Annotated in this window: 18 protein-coding genes; 12 read left to right on the forward strand and 6 right to left on the reverse strand. The window is 62.1% G+C overall.

Annotation, left to right across the window (positions count from 1 at the left end):
* Positions 1–13: 13 nt before the first annotated feature.
* Entirely contained in the window at positions 14–541 is a 528-nt protein-coding gene (locus K3A84_RS08390; RefSeq protein WP_225008867.1) for a flavin reductase family protein, read from the reverse strand.
* Between the two features lie 124 nt (positions 542–665).
* Entirely contained in the window at positions 666–1,496 is an 831-nt protein-coding gene (locus K3A84_RS08395) for a glucose 1-dehydrogenase (protein ID WP_318248292.1), read from the reverse strand.
* On the opposite strand from K3A84_RS08395, the gene K3A84_RS08400 reads away from it, so the two are divergent.
* Complete coding sequence (locus K3A84_RS08400) at positions 1,463–2,347, forward strand: enoyl-CoA hydratase/isomerase family protein (RefSeq protein ID WP_225008868.1); 885 nt, start codon at positions 1,463–1,465, stop codon at positions 2,345–2,347. The genes K3A84_RS08395 and K3A84_RS08400 overlap by 34 nt on opposite strands.
* A gap of 9 nt (positions 2,348–2,356) precedes the next feature.
* Here the strand turns inward: K3A84_RS08400 and K3A84_RS08405 are convergent, their stop codons facing one another.
* On the reverse strand, positions 2,357–3,091 hold the full coding sequence (locus tag K3A84_RS08405) for a TetR/AcrR family transcriptional regulator (RefSeq protein WP_225008869.1): 735 nt from the start codon (positions 3,089–3,091) through the stop codon (positions 2,357–2,359).
* 281 nt (positions 3,092–3,372) lie between these two features.
* Between K3A84_RS08405 and K3A84_RS08410 the strand changes: the two genes are divergently transcribed.
* From K3A84_RS08410 to K3A84_RS08440, 7 genes are all read left to right on the forward strand, one after another.
* Positions 3,373–3,747, forward strand: coding sequence for a nuclear transport factor 2 family protein (locus tag K3A84_RS08410; RefSeq protein ID WP_225008870.1), 375 nt, complete (start codon positions 3,373–3,375; stop codon positions 3,745–3,747).
* Positions 3,748–3,808: 61 nt separating this feature from the next.
* Entirely contained in the window at positions 3,809–4,897 is a 1,089-nt protein-coding gene (locus K3A84_RS08415; protein ID WP_225008871.1) for an LLM class flavin-dependent oxidoreductase, read from the forward strand.
* Between the two features lie 2 nt (positions 4,898–4,899).
* Positions 4,900–5,646 (forward strand): SDR family NAD(P)-dependent oxidoreductase, encoded by a 747-nt coding sequence (locus K3A84_RS08420; protein ID WP_225008872.1) that lies wholly within the window; start codon positions 4,900–4,902, stop codon positions 5,644–5,646.
* A gap of 89 nt (positions 5,647–5,735) precedes the next feature.
* Complete coding sequence (locus tag K3A84_RS08425; RefSeq protein WP_225008873.1) at positions 5,736–8,345, forward strand: TonB-dependent receptor; 2,610 nt, start codon at positions 5,736–5,738, stop codon at positions 8,343–8,345.
* A gap of 123 nt (positions 8,346–8,468) precedes the next feature.
* Positions 8,469–9,215: an electron transfer flavoprotein subunit beta/FixA family protein gene (locus tag K3A84_RS08430; protein WP_225008874.1), complete on the forward strand. Its 747-nt coding sequence runs from the start codon at positions 8,469–8,471 to the stop codon at positions 9,213–9,215.
* Positions 9,215–10,150, forward strand: a complete 936-nt coding sequence (locus K3A84_RS08435; protein WP_225008875.1) for an electron transfer flavoprotein subunit alpha/FixB family protein — start codon at positions 9,215–9,217, stop codon at positions 10,148–10,150. Before K3A84_RS08430 ends, K3A84_RS08435 begins: the two co-directional genes overlap by 1 nt.
* Before the next feature lie 48 nt (positions 10,151–10,198).
* The gene (locus K3A84_RS08440; RefSeq protein ID WP_225008876.1) at positions 10,199–11,188 is read left to right on the forward strand and encodes an NAD(P)H-dependent flavin oxidoreductase; all 990 of its coding nucleotides are present in this window, start codon (positions 10,199–10,201) and stop codon (positions 11,186–11,188) included.
* A 55-nt stretch (positions 11,189–11,243) separates the two neighbouring features.
* Here K3A84_RS08440 and K3A84_RS20625 read toward each other — a convergent pair whose 3' ends face one another.
* Entirely contained in the window at positions 11,244–11,645 is a 402-nt protein-coding gene (locus K3A84_RS20625; RefSeq protein ID WP_404823122.1) for a helix-turn-helix domain-containing protein, read from the reverse strand.
* 89 nt (positions 11,646–11,734) lie between these two features.
* On the opposite strand from K3A84_RS20625, the gene K3A84_RS08450 reads away from it, so the two are divergent.
* Positions 11,735–12,865 (forward strand): epoxide hydrolase family protein, encoded by a 1,131-nt coding sequence (locus K3A84_RS08450; protein ID WP_225008877.1) that lies wholly within the window; start codon positions 11,735–11,737, stop codon positions 12,863–12,865.
* Between the two features lie 84 nt (positions 12,866–12,949).
* On the forward strand, positions 12,950–13,684 hold the full coding sequence (locus K3A84_RS08455; RefSeq protein ID WP_225008878.1) for an NAD(P)H-dependent oxidoreductase: 735 nt from the start codon (positions 12,950–12,952) through the stop codon (positions 13,682–13,684).
* Positions 13,685–13,842: 158 nt separating this feature from the next.
* Here K3A84_RS08455 and K3A84_RS08460 read toward each other — a convergent pair whose 3' ends face one another.
* A complete protein-coding gene (locus tag K3A84_RS08460) occupies positions 13,843–14,046 on the reverse strand; it encodes a DUF5818 domain-containing protein (RefSeq protein ID WP_225008879.1) in 204 nt (67 codons plus the stop codon).
* Positions 14,047–14,058: 12 nt separating this feature from the next.
* Complete coding sequence (locus K3A84_RS08465) at positions 14,059–14,721, reverse strand: lytic transglycosylase domain-containing protein (RefSeq protein ID WP_225008880.1); 663 nt, start codon at positions 14,719–14,721, stop codon at positions 14,059–14,061.
* 125 nt (positions 14,722–14,846) lie between these two features.
* Here K3A84_RS08465 and K3A84_RS08470 point away from each other — a divergent pair, with 125 nt between their 5' ends.
* The gene (locus K3A84_RS08470; RefSeq protein WP_225008881.1) at positions 14,847–15,749 is read left to right on the forward strand and encodes a DUF7146 domain-containing protein; all 903 of its coding nucleotides are present in this window, start codon (positions 14,847–14,849) and stop codon (positions 15,747–15,749) included.
* Positions 15,750–15,826: 77 nt separating this feature from the next.
* Positions 15,827–18,224: strawberry notch-like NTP hydrolase domain-containing protein (locus K3A84_RS08475; protein ID WP_225008882.1), on the forward strand; the 2,398-nt coding region annotated here is incomplete at its 3' end.

Below are 18,224 nucleotides of genomic sequence, written 5' to 3' on the forward strand. Positions count from 1 at the left end.
GGCTACGGCGCGTTCAGGCCGGGCGCGTCTCGGTAAACTTGCCATCCAGATAGAGCATGGCATTGCCATCCTCGCGATGGCGCATGTCGCCCACCCGGCCGATCAGGATGGTGTGCGTGCCATGCCGGTGCGTTTCCGCGATCTCGCATTCGAAGGCTACCACGGCGTTGCGCGCCAGCGGCTGGCCCAGCGGACCATCGCTCCACAGGCCTTCGACAAAGCGATCGCCGCCCGAAAGGCCGCTCTTGCCCGAGAAGTGCCCGACGATATCGGGATCATCGATCGAGAGCAGGCTGAGGCCGAAATGGCCAGCCTTCACGATAAGGTCATGCGCGCTGGCCGACTGGTTGACGCAGGCGAGCAGCATCGGCGGATCGGCGCAGAGCGACGACCATGCGGTGGCCACAAGCCCGCCGCGTTCGTCACCATCGCGCGCCGCGATGACCGCCACTGCACCGGGCACCCGCCGCATCTGTTCAAGAAACGCGGCGCGATGCGCTGCGTCAGGCGTAGGAGGGGCCGCAAGGGTCTGATCGCTCATGGCTGACTCACAAATCCGAAAAAACGTCGGATATAATTAGCGCGTCGAACGCGTCTGGCAAGCGAATTGTGCCCCAAAGGGCAGGAGTGGCGGCGGAGCCTGGGACTGCGACGCCAATTGCGCATCACAGGGCGGTCAGGCCGCCGTCGATGATGTACTCCGAACCGGTGATGAAGCCGGCTTCGTCCGACGCTAGAAAGACGACGAGGTTGGACACGTCTTCCACTTCGCCCACCCGGCCGATCGGCACCGAAGCCGAGGCGACCTTGATGCCTTCTTCGTCCAGCGCATCGGTCATCATCTTGGTCTTGATGTAGCCGGGATGGACAGAGTTCGCGCGGATGCTGTCCTTGCCGTATTCGATGGCCACCTGCTTTGTGATCCCGCGGACCGCGAACTTGCTGGCGGCGTAGGCCACGTTGGGCGTGCCGTAGATCGCGACAATGCCCGAAATCGAGGAAATGTTGACGATCGAGCCGCCACCTGCACGCTGCATCGAAGGGATAACGTGCTTCGTGCCAAGGAACACGGAATTCTGGTTGATGGCACAGATGCGGTTGAACTCGCCTTCGGAAAGATCCGCGCACTTCGCCACTGATCCGATGATTCCAGCGTTGTTGACCAGCGCACTGACGGGGCCGAAGCGGCGTTCCGCCTCGGCAACCGCTGCCGCCCAGCCGGCATCGGAGGTCACGTCCAACTGAAAGAACGCCGCATTCGCACCCAGATCGCCGGCAAGCGCATTACCGCCTGCCGCGTCGATGTCGGTAATGAGAACGCGGGCGCCCTCCTTGATGAAGCGGCGCGCGTGTTCGGCTCCCATGCCTTGGGCCGCGCCGGTGATGATTGCAACCTTGCCGTTAAGCCTTCCCATCCCAAATCTCCCACTTAAAATGCGACGATATTTCGGGTATATGCCGTTTGTCGCTTCATAAGGGAAGCGTTTCCGGCGCATCGGAGTGTTGCGTCCAACAAAATTTCAAGACCTGGGCCGACGCGGCCCGGAGGCGGGAGGGTTACATGGAGCAATTTGGCAGCTTTGTCGTCGAGGTCGATACGGAGGGTGTGGCACTGGTCACGTTCGACCGCCCGCCGGTCAACGCGGTTTCCATCGCTGTTTACGAGGACATGGTTCGCCTAGCCGGACGCCTGGAAAGTGATGGGCAGGTCAAGGCTGTCGTCCTGACGGCCCTGCCCGGCGCGCGTGCGTGGTGCGGTGGTGCCGACCTCCACGATTTTCGCGGCATGGATTCCGCTCGGCGCAAGGCGCGCTATGAATTCGTCAACGCGGCGCTGAGCGGATTTGCTGCCATCGGGCGTCCGACAATCGCGGCAATCAACGGCCCCGTGGTTGGCGTGGGCATGATTCTGGCGGGCCTTTGCGACATGCGTGTCGCATCATCGGCGGCAACCTTTGCTTGTCCGGAAATCGACTATGGCCTTGTCGCCGGCGGAGGCGGCGTCTTTGCCCTTGCCAGGATGCCCGAGGCCAAGGTGCGCGAGATGCTCTTTACCGGCGCGCGCTTTACCGCCAGCGAACTCGCGTCGACCGGCTTCTTCAATTACGTCGTCGATTCGTGCAAGGTGCGGTCCGTGGCAATGGCCTTGGCGGGCCGGATTGCAGCCAAGAGCCTGCCGGCCATCGTGGCGCGCAAGCGGGCCTGCATTGCAACCGAAGGCTTGTCCTGGATGGATGCCTATCTTGCGGCGCAGGCTCTGTCCGCCACACTCGCCGGGAAGCCCGACGGCGAGGAGGGTGTTGCTGCCTTTCTGGAAAAGCGGTCCGCGCGCTACGAGGAGCGCTGATCGCTGCGGTCATGAAATCGTTCGTTCGTTTGCGATCATCGTCAGCACCCGTTCGGTGATTTCCGCGCTTGCTTTGGTAAGGTTACGCGGCCGGCGATAGAGCAGCCACGTAATGATGACCTGGTTGACCGCGCCAAGCAGGATGGACGCCGTTTCATAGGTGTTGCGGCCTTCGGGGAATTCGCCTTGGCGCACGCCTTCATCGATCAGGAACAGCGCGATCCGCGCGAAGTCGTTCACGCTGTGGCGCAGTTCCGTCTCGCTGACCAGCACGCTGGGCCATATTTCCAGATAGAACAGGCGGCCCCAGTCGGCATGTTCACGCGCAAAATCGGCCGACATCGACAAATAGAGGCTCAACTTCTCGCGCGCGGATGTTTTGCCTGCGGCAGCCAGGCGATATTCCTGGAAGAAGGAGACCAGGTGCGAGGTGGGGAGGTCGTAGGCGAGATCCTCCTTGCTCTTGTAATATTCGTAGAGCGTGGATGTCGAAATGCCTGCTTCTGCGGCGATATCCGCGATGCGTGAGCGCGAAATCCCGTCGCGCGCAAATACGCGAAGGGCTGCGTTGAGGATCTGCTGTTCGGTACGCTTGCTGCGGTCCTGCTTGCGATCGGGTGCGCGCTTCGGGCGACTGGTGGCGAGTTCGAGAAGTGCTTCCCATTGGTCGCTGCCGCGCCCGTCCGTTGTCGCGGTGGACGGGGTCTGTTCGCGCGGGGGCGTTCCACGCATTTGCGTTGCCATGATCGTTGCCTTCTCAGAATGCTTTTCCTGTCCCTATCAGGGAAATAGCTGCCGACCAAGGGTCGGTTTAATATGCAAAAACATAGGAAATACAGGGATAAATTAGGACTATCCCAAAAAAATCCGATAAAACGTCGAAAAAAATTGACTGCATTTCGTCGGGAATCTAGGTTTCGCTCATCAATCGAGAAGGTCGCGAGTCCGGCGGCCCGATGATGTGAGGTGAGGGTGTTTGCGGCCATTGGGCTGCTGCGGCCCTGCCTCCCTGTGTGGAGAAGGCGATGTCTGATCTTGCCGAACTGTCGGGCCGGTTGATTGCCGCGTACAATGCCAAGGACTTCGACGCGATGGGCGCGCTGATCGCGCCGGACGTCGATTTTTCGCATTACAACCGCAACTTCGTCCTCAATTCGCGCGATGCCTTGTTGGACGTCTTGCGCGGTTTTGCGGCGAGTTATGTGCCTGATCGGCATTTTGAAGATGCCGAAATGGTCTGCGTGGTGGGTGATACAGTGATCCGGCAGGCCTGGTATGTTGGCACGCCGGCCGTGGACCTGCCAGGCTTCGGCAATGCAGGCGAGGCGTTCCGCCTCAAGTTCTGCAGCTTCATGCGCTTTGCCGACGGCGCGCTCGTCGAATGGAAGGATTTCGGCTGATCTCCCGTCCGGCACCCCGCGTCGGGGGCTGGCAAAGGCCGAACGAAGAAAGGTCGATCCCATGAAAATCGGTATGTTCCAGACGCCGTTCCTGCGCCCCGAGCGGACCGCGAAGCAGGTATTCCAGTGGGCCGTGCGTCAGGCGATTCACGCAGATCGCATCGGTTTCAGCGAATACTGGGTCGGTGAGCACGGCACGCTGGACTGGGAAAGCATTCCCAGTCCGGAACTGGTGATCGCAGCGGCCGCGTTCCAGACCCAGCAGATCAAGTTCGGCCCGCTTGCGCACCTGTTGCCCTATCATCATCCGGCCACGCTGGCGGTGCAGACCGCGTGGCTCAGTCAGGTGCTTGAAGGCCGCTACATGCTGGGCGTGGCCACCGGGGCCTATCCTACCGATGCTGCCCTGCGCGGCATTACCGACATGAGCAAGAACCATGCGATGATGCTCGAAGCCATCGATATCATGGAGCGCGTGTGGAAGAACGAGCCCTTCCAGATGGAAGGGCAGTTCTGGAACGCAGGCTGCCCGGCGAGCGATCCGGCGCACCCCTTGCGTGACATCCGTCCCTGGGGTGGCGAGATGCAGATGGCCATGACCGGGCTCTCTGCGCCTTCGCCTTCGATCACGTTTGCCGGCCGTCACGGTTACATTCCCGCCTCGGTCTATGCCGGCAACGAATTCCTGCGCAGCCACTTCCAGACCTATCGCGAGGAAATGGAGAAAGCCGGGCGCGCGAGCGACCGTTCGGCACACCGCGTTGTTCGCGACGTGATCGTGGCAGATACGGATGCTGAAGCGCGCAAGCTGGCGATCGAGGGCGGCATCGGGCACGCGTGGGAAAGCTATATCAAGCCGACCTACAAACGCTTTGGCGTGCTGAAGGGCCTGTTGCACGATCCTTCGGTCGATCCCGAGACGGTGGACGCGGAATACCTGGCAGAACATGTGTGGATCGTCGGTTCGGTGGAGACCGTACGGCAGAAACTGCAGGCGTGGTGCGATGATCTGGGCGGTCCTTTTGGCACGCTGCTGGTCTACAGCCATGACTACATCGACAATCCGGCCCCTTGGGAACGGTCGATGGAGCTGCTGGTCAAGGAAGTTGCGCCGCACATCGGTCAGGACGCCGCCGAGGCGGTGGCCTGACCATGGGACGCCTGGCTGGCAAGGTGGCGGTGATCACAGGCGCTGCACAAGGCATGGGTGAAGCCCATGCCCGGGCGTTCGTGCGCGAAGGTGCTCGTGTGGTCCTGACGGACCTCAATGTCACGCGAGGTGCCGAAATCGCCCGCGAACTCGGTGATGCGGCCATATTCGTCGAACATGACGTCGCTGATGCGGCGGACTGGCGGAACGTTGTTTCCGAAGCTGAGGCGCGCTTTGGCCGGATCACTGTTCTGGTCAACAATGCCGGTATTATCGGGCCGGTGAAGGGGCTGCTTGATTTCACCGAAGCGGAGTTCTTGCAGGTCTGCGCGGTCAACCAGCTGGGTGTCTATCTTGGGATGCAGGCTGTGGTGCCGTCGATGATTGCGGCAGGCGGCGGTTCGATCGTCAACATTTCGTCCATCGCCGGAATGCTCGGCACGGCTGCTTCGGCGAATGCCGCCTATTGCGCCAGCAAATGGGCCGTGCGCGGCATGAGCAAGCTGATGGCGGTTTGGCACGGGAAAGACCGCATTCGGGTCAATTCGGTACACCCCGGCTACATTCTCACGCCCATGATGGTCGCTGCGACCGATGAGAGCGGCGGAGGCGCTGCCGATGCAATCCCGCTGGGCCGCATGGCACAGCCGGAAGAGGTTTCCAACGTTGTCGTTTTTCTCGCGTCGGACGAGGCATCGTTCGTGTCGGGCGCGGAGCACGTCGTCGATGGGGGAATGATCGCCGGGTGAGACCGGCGCCGGGCAGAGGAGTGTGCCCGGTTCAGCATGCGGGGCAGGCGGGTGAACCGCCCGTCCCGAAACCATAAGGGAGGTTAGTGATGCGACAGACCAAGCAATTCCTTGCCAGTGGAGCAGTCCTTGCTCTGGCAATTGCCACCACCAGCCCGGCTCTGGCCCAGGCGCAGGCTCAGCCGCAGGCGAGCGCAGACAGCGCGGGTGCTCCGGAAATCATCGTCACCGCGAATAAGCGCGAACAGTCCGCCAACAGCGTCGGCCTGACCATTCAGGCGGCCACCGCTGCCGATCTTGGCAACCGCGGTATCGCCGGGCCGGCGGACCTTTCGAAACTGGTCCCGGGCTTCACCTTTACCCAGTCGATCTATTCGACCCCGGTCTACACCCTGCGCGGCATCGGCCTCTACGACGCCACCTTCGGCGCGGCGCCTTCGGTGTCCGTCTACAGCGACCAGATTCCGCGCAACGTGCCGGTCATGTCCGACGCGCTCGATCTCGACGTGGAACGCGTCGAAGTGCTGAAGGGCCCGCAAGGTACGTTGTTCGGTCAGAGTTCGACCGGCGGTGCCGTCAACTACATCATGGGCAAGCCGACCAAGGACTTCCACGCCGGCATGAACGCCTCCTTCGAGCGCTTCAACCGCGCGGAACTGAGCGGCTTCGTCAGCGGGCCGCTGGGTGACAAGGTTTCGGCCCGCCTTGCCGTGAAGGGCGTTTCGGGCGGTGCCTGGCAGCGCAGCATCTCGCGTCCGGACGATACCAACGGCGATGAACGCAAGATCATGGGCCGCCTGACGGTGGATATCGAGCCGACCGATGGCGTGAAGATCGAACTGATGGCCACCGGTTCGCGCGATCATTCGGATCCACTGGCACCGCAATACACCGGTTCGTACCTGAACTACTACCCAAGCGCCGGAGCGGCTGCGGGTTCGGCGAACGCCTGGGCTGGCGGCGCTGTGCTGGGCAACCCCTACGGCGTGGTCAACCCCGGCCGTTATGCGGATCTGACGACGCCGGGCTCGGCGGGCTTCAACCCCTACTACGGCTTCCTCTTCCAGCCGGGGATGGTCGCGCGTCTGAACATTCCTAACATGACGCCCGATCAGCTGGCCCACTCGGCGTACGCCTCGCTTACTCCGGCGCAGCTCGCTTCGCTGGCGGCCGGTGCGCAGGCCATCCTCGGCACGCCGATCCGCAACGATGCACGCTCGGCCGAATGGACCTCGGGGTTCCTGCGGCCTTCGCAGAACAGCTACTATCAGTTCGCCGGTCGCATAGACGTGGACGTGACGCCCACGATCACGCTGACGTCGATCACGGCGGCTGCGCGTTCCAAGCTCGACTACAACCAGAGCCTTGACGGCACGACCGCCTCGGTCGCCAACGTGTCGCTGTTTGGTCATGTCACCTCGTTCAACCAGGAAGTGCGTCTGGCCGGCAACACTGAAGCACTGCACTGGATCATCGGCGGCAGCTATGACAAGCTGACCACCGCGCAGAACAACTACTTCTACCTCGATGACTATTCTGGTTCTGCGGTTGAATTCGGGGAATATTTCCACATCCGCACCACGCTGAACGAGTTCACCTCGCGGATGCGGTCATATGCGTTCTTTGGAAACGCCGAATACAAGGTCACGGATAACCTGACCGTCCAGGGTGGCGTGCGTTATACCGACAGCAAGCAGAACGCGAGCTATTGCTATAACGACCCGGCCAGCGATACCAACCAGGGCACGGCGCACTATTATTCGCTGCTGCTCGGCGCCGGTCCGCTTGCTGCCGGCGATTGCTTCCCGATCGACCCGGCCACCGGCCATTCGACCGTGACCCCGGTCAATCCGCCCGCCCTCAAGGAGCACAACGTGTCGTTCCGCGCGGGCGTGAACTACAAGTTCGATCAGGGCACGTTGCTCTATGCCGTGGTCAGCCAGGGCTACAAGGCTGGCACGTTCTCGGCGATCGGCGCCTCGCGCATTTCGCAGTACACGCCGGCCGTGCAGGAAAAGGTCGTGGCCTACGAAGCTGGCTTCAAGGCACCGTTGCTTGATCGCAAGGTCCAGCTCAATGGTGCGGCGTTCTACTACGACTACACCAACAAGCAGGTCCGCGGCCGGATTTCCGACCCGGTCTTCGGTACGCTGGAAAAGATGCTGAACGTGCCGAAGTCCTACATCTGGGGCATCGAGGGCGAACTGGTGGTGCGTCCGATGGACGGCCTGACCCTGTCGGGCAGCGCCACTTACCTGAAGACCAAGGTAACCTCGGATTATTCCACGACGCCTGACGGCATCGCGGTCTACAACGCGCAGGGCTATACCGGCAACTTCAAGGGCTCGGAACTGCCCTATTCGCCCAAGTTCAGCGCGAATGCCGACGTTCAGTACCAGTTCCCCGTCAGCGACAGCCTGCATGCCTTTGTCGGTGGCACGCTGGTCTATCAGGGCAAGCAGAACGCCACGTTCAGCACGGACGCCCTGCCGGGCTCGGACTTCGTCATCCCCTCCTACGCCACGCTCGATCTCCGCGCTGGCATGGAAACGGCTGATGGCCACTGGCGCCTGCAGGTCTATGGCCGCAACGTGACCAACAAGGTCTACACCACTGGCGTATCGTCGTATCTCGACACGAACATCCGTTATCGCGGCAAGCCGTCGATCTACGGTGCATCGGTCGCCTACCGCTTCTGATCGACCGGGTGCGATTGTCCCGTCGGCAATTGCACCACAAATCTGAAGCATGGTTATCCGGCCGTCTTTGCTCAGGCAGGGGCGGCCGGATTTTTTTGCCTGCTATTGCTGAGGTTGTCCGCAATGAAAGCCCTGGTCTGCGTGAAGCGCGTGATCGACTATAACGTGAAGCCGCGTGTGAAGGCGGATGGCACGGGTGTTGATCTCGCCAACGTGAAGATGAGCATGAACCCGTTCGACGAGATCGCGGTTGAGGAAGCCATTCGGTGCAAGGAAAAGGGCGTGGTGACCGAGATCGTGGCGGTGTCGGTGGGTCCGCAAAAGGCGCAGGAAACGCTGCGCACGGCGCTGGCGATGGGCGCGGACCGCGCGATCCTCGTCCAGACCGATGACGAGGTCGAGCCGCTGGCCGTGGCCAAGATCGTCAAGGGCATTGCCGATGAGGAACAGCCCGGGCTGATCATCACCGGCAAGCAGGCGATCGACGACGACAGCAATCAGGTGGGCCAGATGGTCGCCGCGCTGCTGGGCCGTCCGCAGGGCACCTTCGCCAACGAAGTTGCCGTCGAAGGCGATGCGGTGGTGGTGAAGCGCGAGGTCGATGGCGGCCTTGAAACGGTGAAGCTGGCGCTGCCGGCGGTGGTGACCACCGACCTGCGCCTGAACGAGCCGCGCTATGCCTCGCTGCCCAACATCATGAAGGCCAAGAGCAAGCCGCTCAGCGTCAAGACCCCCGCCGACTACGGCGTGGACACTGCGCCGCGCCTCAAGACGCTCAAGGTTGGCGAACCGCCGGTCCGTGTCGCCGGTATCAAGGTGGCCGACGTGGACGCGCTGGTGGCCAAGCTCAAGGAACTAGGAGTAGCCTGATGACCAAGGTTCTCGTTTGGGTCGAACACGACAACGCGACCGTCAAGGACGCGACGCTGGCCGTGGTCACCGCCGCCGCGCAGCTGGGTGAAGTGACCGCGCTTGTCGCCGGCTCGGCCTGCGACGCCGCCGCCGCCGCCGCCGCGCAGATCGAAGGCGTGGCGCGCGTGCTGAAGGCGGACGACGCGTCGCTCGCCAATGCGCTCGCCGAAAACGTCGCGCCGCTGGTTGCTTCGCTGATGGCGGATTACGACGCGTTCCTCGCGCCGGCCACCACCACGGGCAAGAACGTTGCGCCGCGCGTCGCCGCGCTGCTCGACGTGATGCAGGTGTCGGACATCCTCTCGGTCGAAGGTCCCAAGACCTTCACCCGTCCGATCTATGCCGGCAACGCCATCGCCACGGTGGAAAGCGCCGATGCCAAGCTGGTCATCACCGTGCGCGGCACCGCCTTTGCCAAGGCGAACGTCACGGGCGGTTCGGCTTCGGTCGAGGCCGTGGGCGGTGCGGCGGATGCCGGCACCAGCACGTTCGTCGGCTCGGAAATCGCCAAGAGCGAACGTCCCGAACTGACCGCAGCCAAGATCATCGTTTCGGGCGGTCGCGCGCTGAAGGATGCCGAAACATTCGCGGCCACGATCACTCCGCTGGCTGACAAGCTGGGTGCGGCGATCGGCGCGAGCCGTGCGGCGGTGGATGCGGGCTATGTGCCCAACGACTACCAGGTCGGCCAGACCGGCAAGATCGTGGCGCCGGAAGTCTACATCGCGGTCGGCATCTCAGGCGCGATCCAGCACCTTGCGGGCATGAAGGATTCCAAGACCATCATCGCGATCAACAAGGACGAAGACGCCCCGATCTTCCAGGTCGCGGACCTCGGCCTCGTCGGCGATCTGTTCACCATCGTGCCCGAACTGGTCGGCAAACTCGTGTGACTGTTGTCGACCGTTCCCTCAGTGCATCTTGCAGCCATCGGAGGTAGTATGGCACTGCGCACTCGCATCACAGATCTACTCGGCATTGAACATCCGATCGTTCAGGGCGGAATGATGTGGGTTGGTCGGGCTGAACTTGCTGCCGCTGTTTCGAATGCCGGCGGGCTCGGAATGCTCACGGCATTGACGCAACCATCTCCCGATGATCTGCGTCGCGAGATCGACCGCTGCCGGTCCTTGACCGAAAAGCCATTCGGCGTGAATCTGACATTCCTGCCGAGTGTAAGTCCGCCGCCGTATGCGGATTATCGCAGGGCGATTATCGAGAGCGGCGTACGGGTGGTCGAAACAGCAGGCTCATCCCCCCGCGAGCACGTAGAGGATTTCAAGGGGAACGGACTGGTCGTCCTGCACAAGTGCACATCTGTTCGGCATGCCCTATCTGCTGAGCGGATAGGGGTCGATGTAATCTCGATCGACGGGTTCGAGTGTGCCGGGCACCCTGGTGAAGACGACACACCTGGATTGATCCTGATACCGGCAACAGCTGATCAGGTAACCATTCCGATTCTTGCCAGTGGCGGAATCGGCGATGGGCGAGGGCTTGTGGCCGCACTCGCGCTTGGTGCCGATGGCGTCACCATGGGAACACGTTTTTGCGCCACGCGCGAAGCCCCGATACACGGGGCAATCAAGCAGTTCATTCTCACCAACGATGAGCGGGATACGCGCCTGATTTTTCGTCAGTTTCGCAATACCGGCCGTGTCGCGCGGAACTCGGTTTCAGAAGAGGTGATCGAGCTCTCGAAGGCACCCGATGCGCGGTTCGAAGACGTGCGGCATCTGGTGCTCGGAGCGAGGGTTCGCGAAGCTCTTGAAAGCGGAAATGTGGATGTAGGCATTATCTATCTGGGACAGGTGCAGGGGTTGATTCACGATATTCCATCATGTTCCGATCTGATCGGACGCATGGTTGTCGATGCGGAAGATCACATCCTGCAAAGACTGAACGGGATGTGCCGGCTCGCGTCAACTTAGCTCGACGAATGGGGCTGTCATCGGTTGAGCCGAGGGGGGGCAGTATGGCGCCAAATCATACTTGCTGGACCAAATTGCGCCTGAAATCAGACGGGGAGCAGCCGTGTGCCTCGCGAAAAATCCGGGCGAAGTGGCTTTGATCGGTAAAGCCAACACGCCAGGCGATTTCGCCAATCTGCAGATGGCTTGTATGCGAACTCATCAGCAGACTTTCTGCTGCGGAAATCCTCAGGCGCAACTGCTGACACGAAGCGTCGATGACCGCCTTGCGGCGAGCGGGCCGTTTCTGTGCATGGTCGCGACGGCGGTTGCAGGATGGCTGGTCGAACGCTCGGCAGCACTGCATGCTGATGAGTCTCGTGCACTCGAAAAGAAGGCAACCTCTGCCTTCTATCTCGATCAGATTGTGCCTGAGGCGTCCGGCATGATGGCCGCCGCTCTGGCGGACTGTTCGCATCTTTATGCCCTGTCAGCCGAGCAACTGGCCTGATCCGAACTGCCCGTCATCGATTGACGAACTATCGCAAATGCAAGGGAGCGAAGCGTATGAACTCGGCGAATATTCGGCCCTTCCGGATAGAGGTTCCAGAGTCCGATCTTGCTGACCTGTCGGAAAGACTGGCGCGAACGCGCTGGCCGGCGCTTCTTGCAGGGAGCAACTGGGCAACGGGGCTGGATGCGGAAACCCTGGAGCGAGTCCAGCAATACTGGCTTGCCCAATATGACTGGCGCAAGCAGGAAAGCTGGATCAATTCGTTCCCGCAATTTCAAGCCCGCGTCGATGACCTCGATCTCCATTTTTTCCATATCAAGTCGCGTGGCGGGCACGGGCGCCCGTTGCTGCTGCTGCACGGCTGGCCGGGCTCGCAAGTCGAGTTTCTCGGATTGGTCGATGCACTGACCGGCCAGAGCGAAACAGAGACGCCGGACGCCCCGCAATACGATCTGGTCATTCCTGCCATCCCGGGCTTTGGCTTCGGGGGAAAGCCTGAAGAACCGGGCTGGGGACCGCAACGCATCGCAGCGGCTTTCGCATCGCTGATGACCGATGTCCTGGGCTACGATGAATTCGACATTCAGGGGGGCGATTGGGGCACCATCATCGGGCGCCGGATCGCACTCAACCACCCGGATTGCGTGCGCTCATTGCATGTAAACATGCCTTATGCCTTTCCGCCTGAAGGGGCGGTGCCACCCGACTATTGGGAAACGTTCCGGCTTGCCGGTACCGGTTACCTGACGCTCCAGGCGACAAGGCCGGATTCGCTTGCCATCGGCAACGCCGATTCACCGATGGGCCTTGCCGGATGGATCCTCGAAAAGTTCTCGGCCTGGTCAGACTCCAGCGGCGGTTTGCTCGCGGCATTCGACATCGACACTCTGATCACCAACCTCATGTTTTACTGGCTGCCAAACAGCGCCGGCAGTGCAGCACGGATCTACCTCGAGATGGCGGCGGAAGGCTTTCCTCCTTTCGGAGGCGGCAAAGTCGAGGTGCCAACCGCAATCGCCGTGTTCGACAAGGAACCGTATCGCGCACCGCGCGAGTGGCTGGAGGGCATCTACAACGTCCGTCGCTGGACCGAGTTTGCCGAGGGAGGCCACTTTCCGGCATTAGAACAACCTCGCACGCTGCTGCATGACTTGCGCGCGTTTCACGCCATGCTGGAATCCTGAAGCCGCTGCTGCGCGAACAACTGCCCCGCCATAATCCATGAACCTTTCACATCTTAGTTCCTGATTGCTCAAGGAGGTCCCCAGATGCAGAGGCGAGCACTTCTCGTTCATGCTCATTCAGAGCCGGACTCATTCGTGACAGCGATGCGCGACCGCATCGCTGTCAGTCTCGCCGAAGCGGGATATGAGCTCCTGCATTCGGATCTTTACCAGATGAACTGGAACCCGGTGCTCTCACCGCAGGATTTCGGGACGCGTCGCGATGAGAGCCATCTCACTTACGCGCTCGAGCAGCGCCACAACTATGAAATGGGAACGCTGTCCTCCGACGTCCTTGAGGAAATCGAGAAGGTGAGGTCAGCCGATCTGGTCGTGTTCACGTTCCCGTTGTTCTGGTTCAACGTTCCAGCCATTCTGAAAGGCTGGATCGATCGCGTCTTCGTTTCGGGACTGTTTTACGGCGGCAAGGCGATTTACGGGCGCGCCGGTTTGGTCGGCAAACAGGCGACGGCTGCGTTCAGCCTTGGGGGCCGGGAATACATGTTCGGCCCGGAAGGGCTGCATGGTCCCCTGGTTGACGGATTTCTCCGATCGTTTTTCCAGGGAAGTCTGGGCTATGTCGGCTTTGAAGTTATTGAGCCCTTCGGAGCCTACCACGCGCCCTACCTTCCCCAGGAAGAGCGGCAAGCCTGCCTCGACCAGCTCGCCGGGCGCTTCCTGGCACTTGATACGCAACCGCGCATTCCCCTTCCGGATCTGACGCAATTCGGGGATCGCTTTGAAAAACTCGCCGCTGTGCGGGATATGCCAATCGATTGAGAAGGGCTGCTGCTGCTTCTCCAGCCAGTGGAAATTCACTCAAGGAAGAAGAATTCACGGTTGGCGAGAGCCGCACGGCCCATATTTTCAGGCAGTTGTTTGAATAGTTTTGGCCGCTTTTACGTGTGGCGGGAATCTATGTCCCTGTCGTGTTGGGATTAACCTTTTAGTTCGCCAATCCAGTATGCACTAAGGCGATCAAGTCCGGAGATTGTCCCCTCAACTAGGATCGTCTTACCAAGAAACGTGTCGAGATCCTCGTCGGTTTCGATGATCCATACCTCGCTTTGCAGGGTAGTCAGCATTGCCCCTCGCTGGCTCCAGCTCAATATTCCGACGACACGAATGCGAGCGCTGTTCACTTGATCCTCAGTTCACAATTTCCAACGGCGGAGAACATCCTGCACATACCTCGGTGTCTGGCCGTTGAGGGGGATACCGCCCGAGCGCTCGACTGCAGTTGGTCCTGCGTTGTACGCGGCGAGCGCTAAGTGGATCAGTCTGAACTTGTCAATCAACAGGCGCAGGTAATGGGCTGCCCCATCAATGTTCGCGAGCGGGTCGAGTCGATTGCGCACTCCCATATCCCGTGCTGTTCCGGGCATTAGCTGACCTAAACCGATGGCGCCCCTACTGCTCACGGCAAACGCATTATACCGGGATTCGGTCCAGACCAGCGCATCGAGCAGCCCATTAGGCAATGCATAACGGGCTTCGGCGGCCGTGATCGACCTGAGGTATGATGCGCGGCGAAAATCCGCAGTCTCTTGAAGCGACGAATCAGTTCGCTGAGGACTTTCGACGACAAACCGTCGATCCGCTCCAAGCGCACGCACGAATGGCTCGGCTTCCGCGATCCAAGGCTTGTGCGTTACCAGCGTGAAGCCCGTCAATTGGTCAATGGAGACGGCAGTATCAGCCTGCGCCCGACTGACAATCGGGGTCTGGCCAGCCGACGTGGTCGGCGTTGCTGACGCTACGGTAATTGCGATCAAAGTGATGGGAAGGTCGAAGGGCTGGGGGTGATTTCTCGCCATGTTCCGTTCCGAAACTGCCTGACTTGGCGTAGAACATATAAGGAACATGTTTAGCGTGAAAGCAGTTTGTGCCGGGCAGAGCGGAGGCTGCTGTCGAGCAGGCGCAGAGCTTGTGGAGCACACCAATGCCAGCAGATTTGACGTCCAACGATATTGAAGTCCGCGCACGCCGGCTGGTGGAGGCACTCGGCGGCAAGTGGACGGGGGCGCACGGCATGTGCCGATGTCCTGCCCATGCGGATCACACACCGTCTCTCAGTATCTCCGTAGGTCGACAGGCCGTTCTGCTGCACTGCTTTGCGGGTTGCGCCACCGTCGCGGTGATAGAGGCGCTCGCCCGTCAGGGTGTGAAGATGGCCGATCTGTTCGGCTCGGAGGTGGAACCGTGGCCGAGTCCCGCGACGGAGCCACGCAAGGCTGCGCCAGATCGCAACGCTGTCCGGCAGTGGAAGCAAGCGCATGGCATCGCAGGGAGCCCGGCTGCCGCCTACCTGGCAGGGCGCGGCATCGAAACTTGCTCGCCAGAACTGCGCTTCCACCCGCGCACCCCACTGGGGCCCCGCGGCGCGGTCCGCTTCCTGCCCGCCATGCTCGCTGCGGTCAGGACCGATCTCGGTGTCATCGCCATTCACCGCACATTCCTCGCGCCCGAAGGCAGCGGCAAGGCAGCTGTTGAAGGTGCAAAGCGTGCGCTCGGCAACCTCGGGACGGGCGCCGTGCGGCTGGGATGGCCATTTGAGGGCAAGTTGGGCCTTGCCGAAGGCGTGGAAACCGCGCTGTCGGCCGCGCAGCTCTTTTCGATGCCGTGCTGGGCTGCGCTTGGGAACGCGCGCTTCGGGACCGTGACGATCCCCGAAAGCGTGACGGACCTTTTCCTCTATGTCGATGCGGATGCTGGCGGGGAGATTGCCGAAGCGCGCGCACGGCGCCTTTATGCAGGCCGTCCGGTCAGATTGCACATTCGACGGCCGGAGTTGGCTGGCTCCGACTGGAATGACGTCCTGCGCGCAAAGCGACCGTCATCATGAGGCCGACCATTGAGAGGAGAGAAGGCGGCCGGGGCCCGTGAAGCCCTGACAGCATGCGGGCTTCGTCAGGAGGTCCCATGTCCGGTTCCAGTCTCGCCCTTGCTTTCGATTGTTCTGCCGAACCGCCGGTGCTGGCCGCTGCGCGTGCGGTTGCCGCGCGGCTGACGGCGGTTCAGCGCGTCGATCGCGGCGTTCTCAATGCCATCATGCGCGATGCCTTTGGCGGCAGCGATGCCAAAGGTCGCTGGTCCGTGCGCGAGGCGCACGCGGTTGTCGAGCTTGGCCAGGTGCTCTGGCTCCAGGGAAACGATCGGCTCAGCCCGAACGCAGACCCGATGGTGGTCAGCGGTCTTGTCGAGATCGCGAGCGGTCTGGTGCCAAGCCAGACTGTCAGGAGCGAGGAGCAGATCGAACTCCAGCAATTCGCCACGCCGCCGCGTCTTGCATGGCTCGCGGCGCGTGCCGCCGGCATTGCCGCCGGCGAATGCGTGCTGGAACCTTCTGCCGGCACGGGCATGCTGGCGGTCTGGGCGGCCAAGGCGGACGTCCGGCTGGTGCTCAACGAGATTTCGGCGCTGCGGCGCGAGTGCCTCGGGGCTCTGTTTCCGCAGGCAAGAATCACTGATCATGATGGTGAACTGATTGACGACCTGCTCGAACGCTCGATCGTACCTTCGGTCGTGCTGATGAACCCGCCCTATTCTCACGGGCTCGAACGCGGCCACGACGGACAGACCGCCGCCCGGCACGTCCGTTCGGCCTGGAAGCGCCTCGGTCACGGAGGCCGACTGGTCGCAATCCTGCCCGAATGGTTCGACTGCCACCGTTTCCTGCCGACATTGCACGGCCCGGCAACCTTGCGGGCCAATCTGGCCTTGGATCGCGCCTTCGTCCGCCAGGGCACATCGATCACGACGCGGTTTGTCGTGATCGACAAGGCCGATCGCACGGGAAAGCCGTTGATCGCGAGGACCTGTGACCTCGAGCGACTGGCCGAACTGGTGGCAGGCATCGGGCCTCGCCACAGCCATGGGACTGCGACCGCACCGGTGCTGCCTGCCCGACGGCTTCCGCTGTTGCCGTCGGGACGAAGTAAGTCCGTGGTCATGCCTCCACCCGCTGCGATCAAGGCCATGGGCGCGGTTGCCTGCGCGTTCGACGCACTGATCGAGCCCGCTCCGCTCGCCGAGCAGGTCGGGCACTATCTGCCCTATCGGCCGAGCCGTATCCGCATCGAGGGCGCGGCAGAGCATCCGACGCCACTCGTGGAATCTGTGGCAATGGGCTCGATCGCCGCGCCCGTCCCGGACCAGATCCCGGAACTGCCCGATGGACTGGTCAGCAAGGGCGTTCTGTCGCGCGCGCAGCTCGAAACCTTGATCTATGCCGCGAGCGCGCACGCGCGTGACCTGCCTGGGAAGTTCATTCGGGAAGACAGAGGCTGCACGCTCGTTCCCGATGCCAATGGCGCGTCCTACAGGATGGGCTACTTCCTTGGCGATGGGACCGGGGCGGGCAAGGGCCGCCAGGTCGCGAGCGTCATTCTCGACCGCTGGGTGAGGGGAGAGCGCAGGCACATCTGGGTGTCGAAGAACGAAGCTCTCCTTGAAGACGCGCGCCGCGACTGGGCAGCGCTCGGTGGCTTGCCCATCGACATTCAGCCGCTCGGCAGCTGGAAACTCGGAACGCCTGTGTCGATGGGCGAAGGCATTCTGTTCGTCACGTACCCCACGCTGCGATCGGGCCGCAACGACGCGACGCGGCTCGACCAGATCCTCGGCTGGGCAGGGGCCGACTTTTCGGGCGTCCTCATCTTCGACGAAGCGCACGCCATGGCCAATGCCGCGGGCGGCGAGGGCGCGCGCTGGCGTAGCAAGGGATCGGAGCAGGGTGTGACCGGCGTGCGGTTGCAGAACCTCCTGCCGCGCGCACGGGTGCTCTACGCGTCAGCCACCGGGGCGTCGGACGTCAACAACCTGGCCTATGCGACCCGGCTTGGCCTGTGGGGGCCGGAAACGGCTTTCGCCAATCGTGAAGCCTTCGTCGCCGACATTCGCGTAGGCGGGATCGCGGCCATGGAACTGGTGGCAAGAGACCTCAAGGCTCTCGGGCTCTACGCCGCGCGCGCCCTCTCCTTTGCCGGCGTCGAATATGAAATCCTCGAGCACGCCCTCACACCCGATCAGGTCGCGGTCTACGACGCCTACGCCGACGCCTGGGCGATCATCCACGCCAACCTTTCCGAGGCATTGGAAGCCACGCGGATCGTCGACAGCGAGACCGGCGGGACGCTCAACTCCGGGGCCAAGTCCGCAGCGCTGTCGATCTTTGAGGGGACCAAGCAGCGGTTAGGTCCGCCTGGCCAGACTGTATCCTTTGCTCGCGATGAGGGGCAGGCCGACCGCCGCGCTAACCCAAAAAGCTGGCGGTGGTCGGCCTGTCCCTCGCGTCGCGCAGCGACGCCCGGAACCCATC

The sequence above is a fragment of the Novosphingobium percolationis genome, from assembly GCF_020179425.1.
Taxonomy (GTDB): domain Bacteria; phylum Pseudomonadota; class Alphaproteobacteria; order Sphingomonadales; family Sphingomonadaceae; genus Novosphingobium; species Novosphingobium percolationis.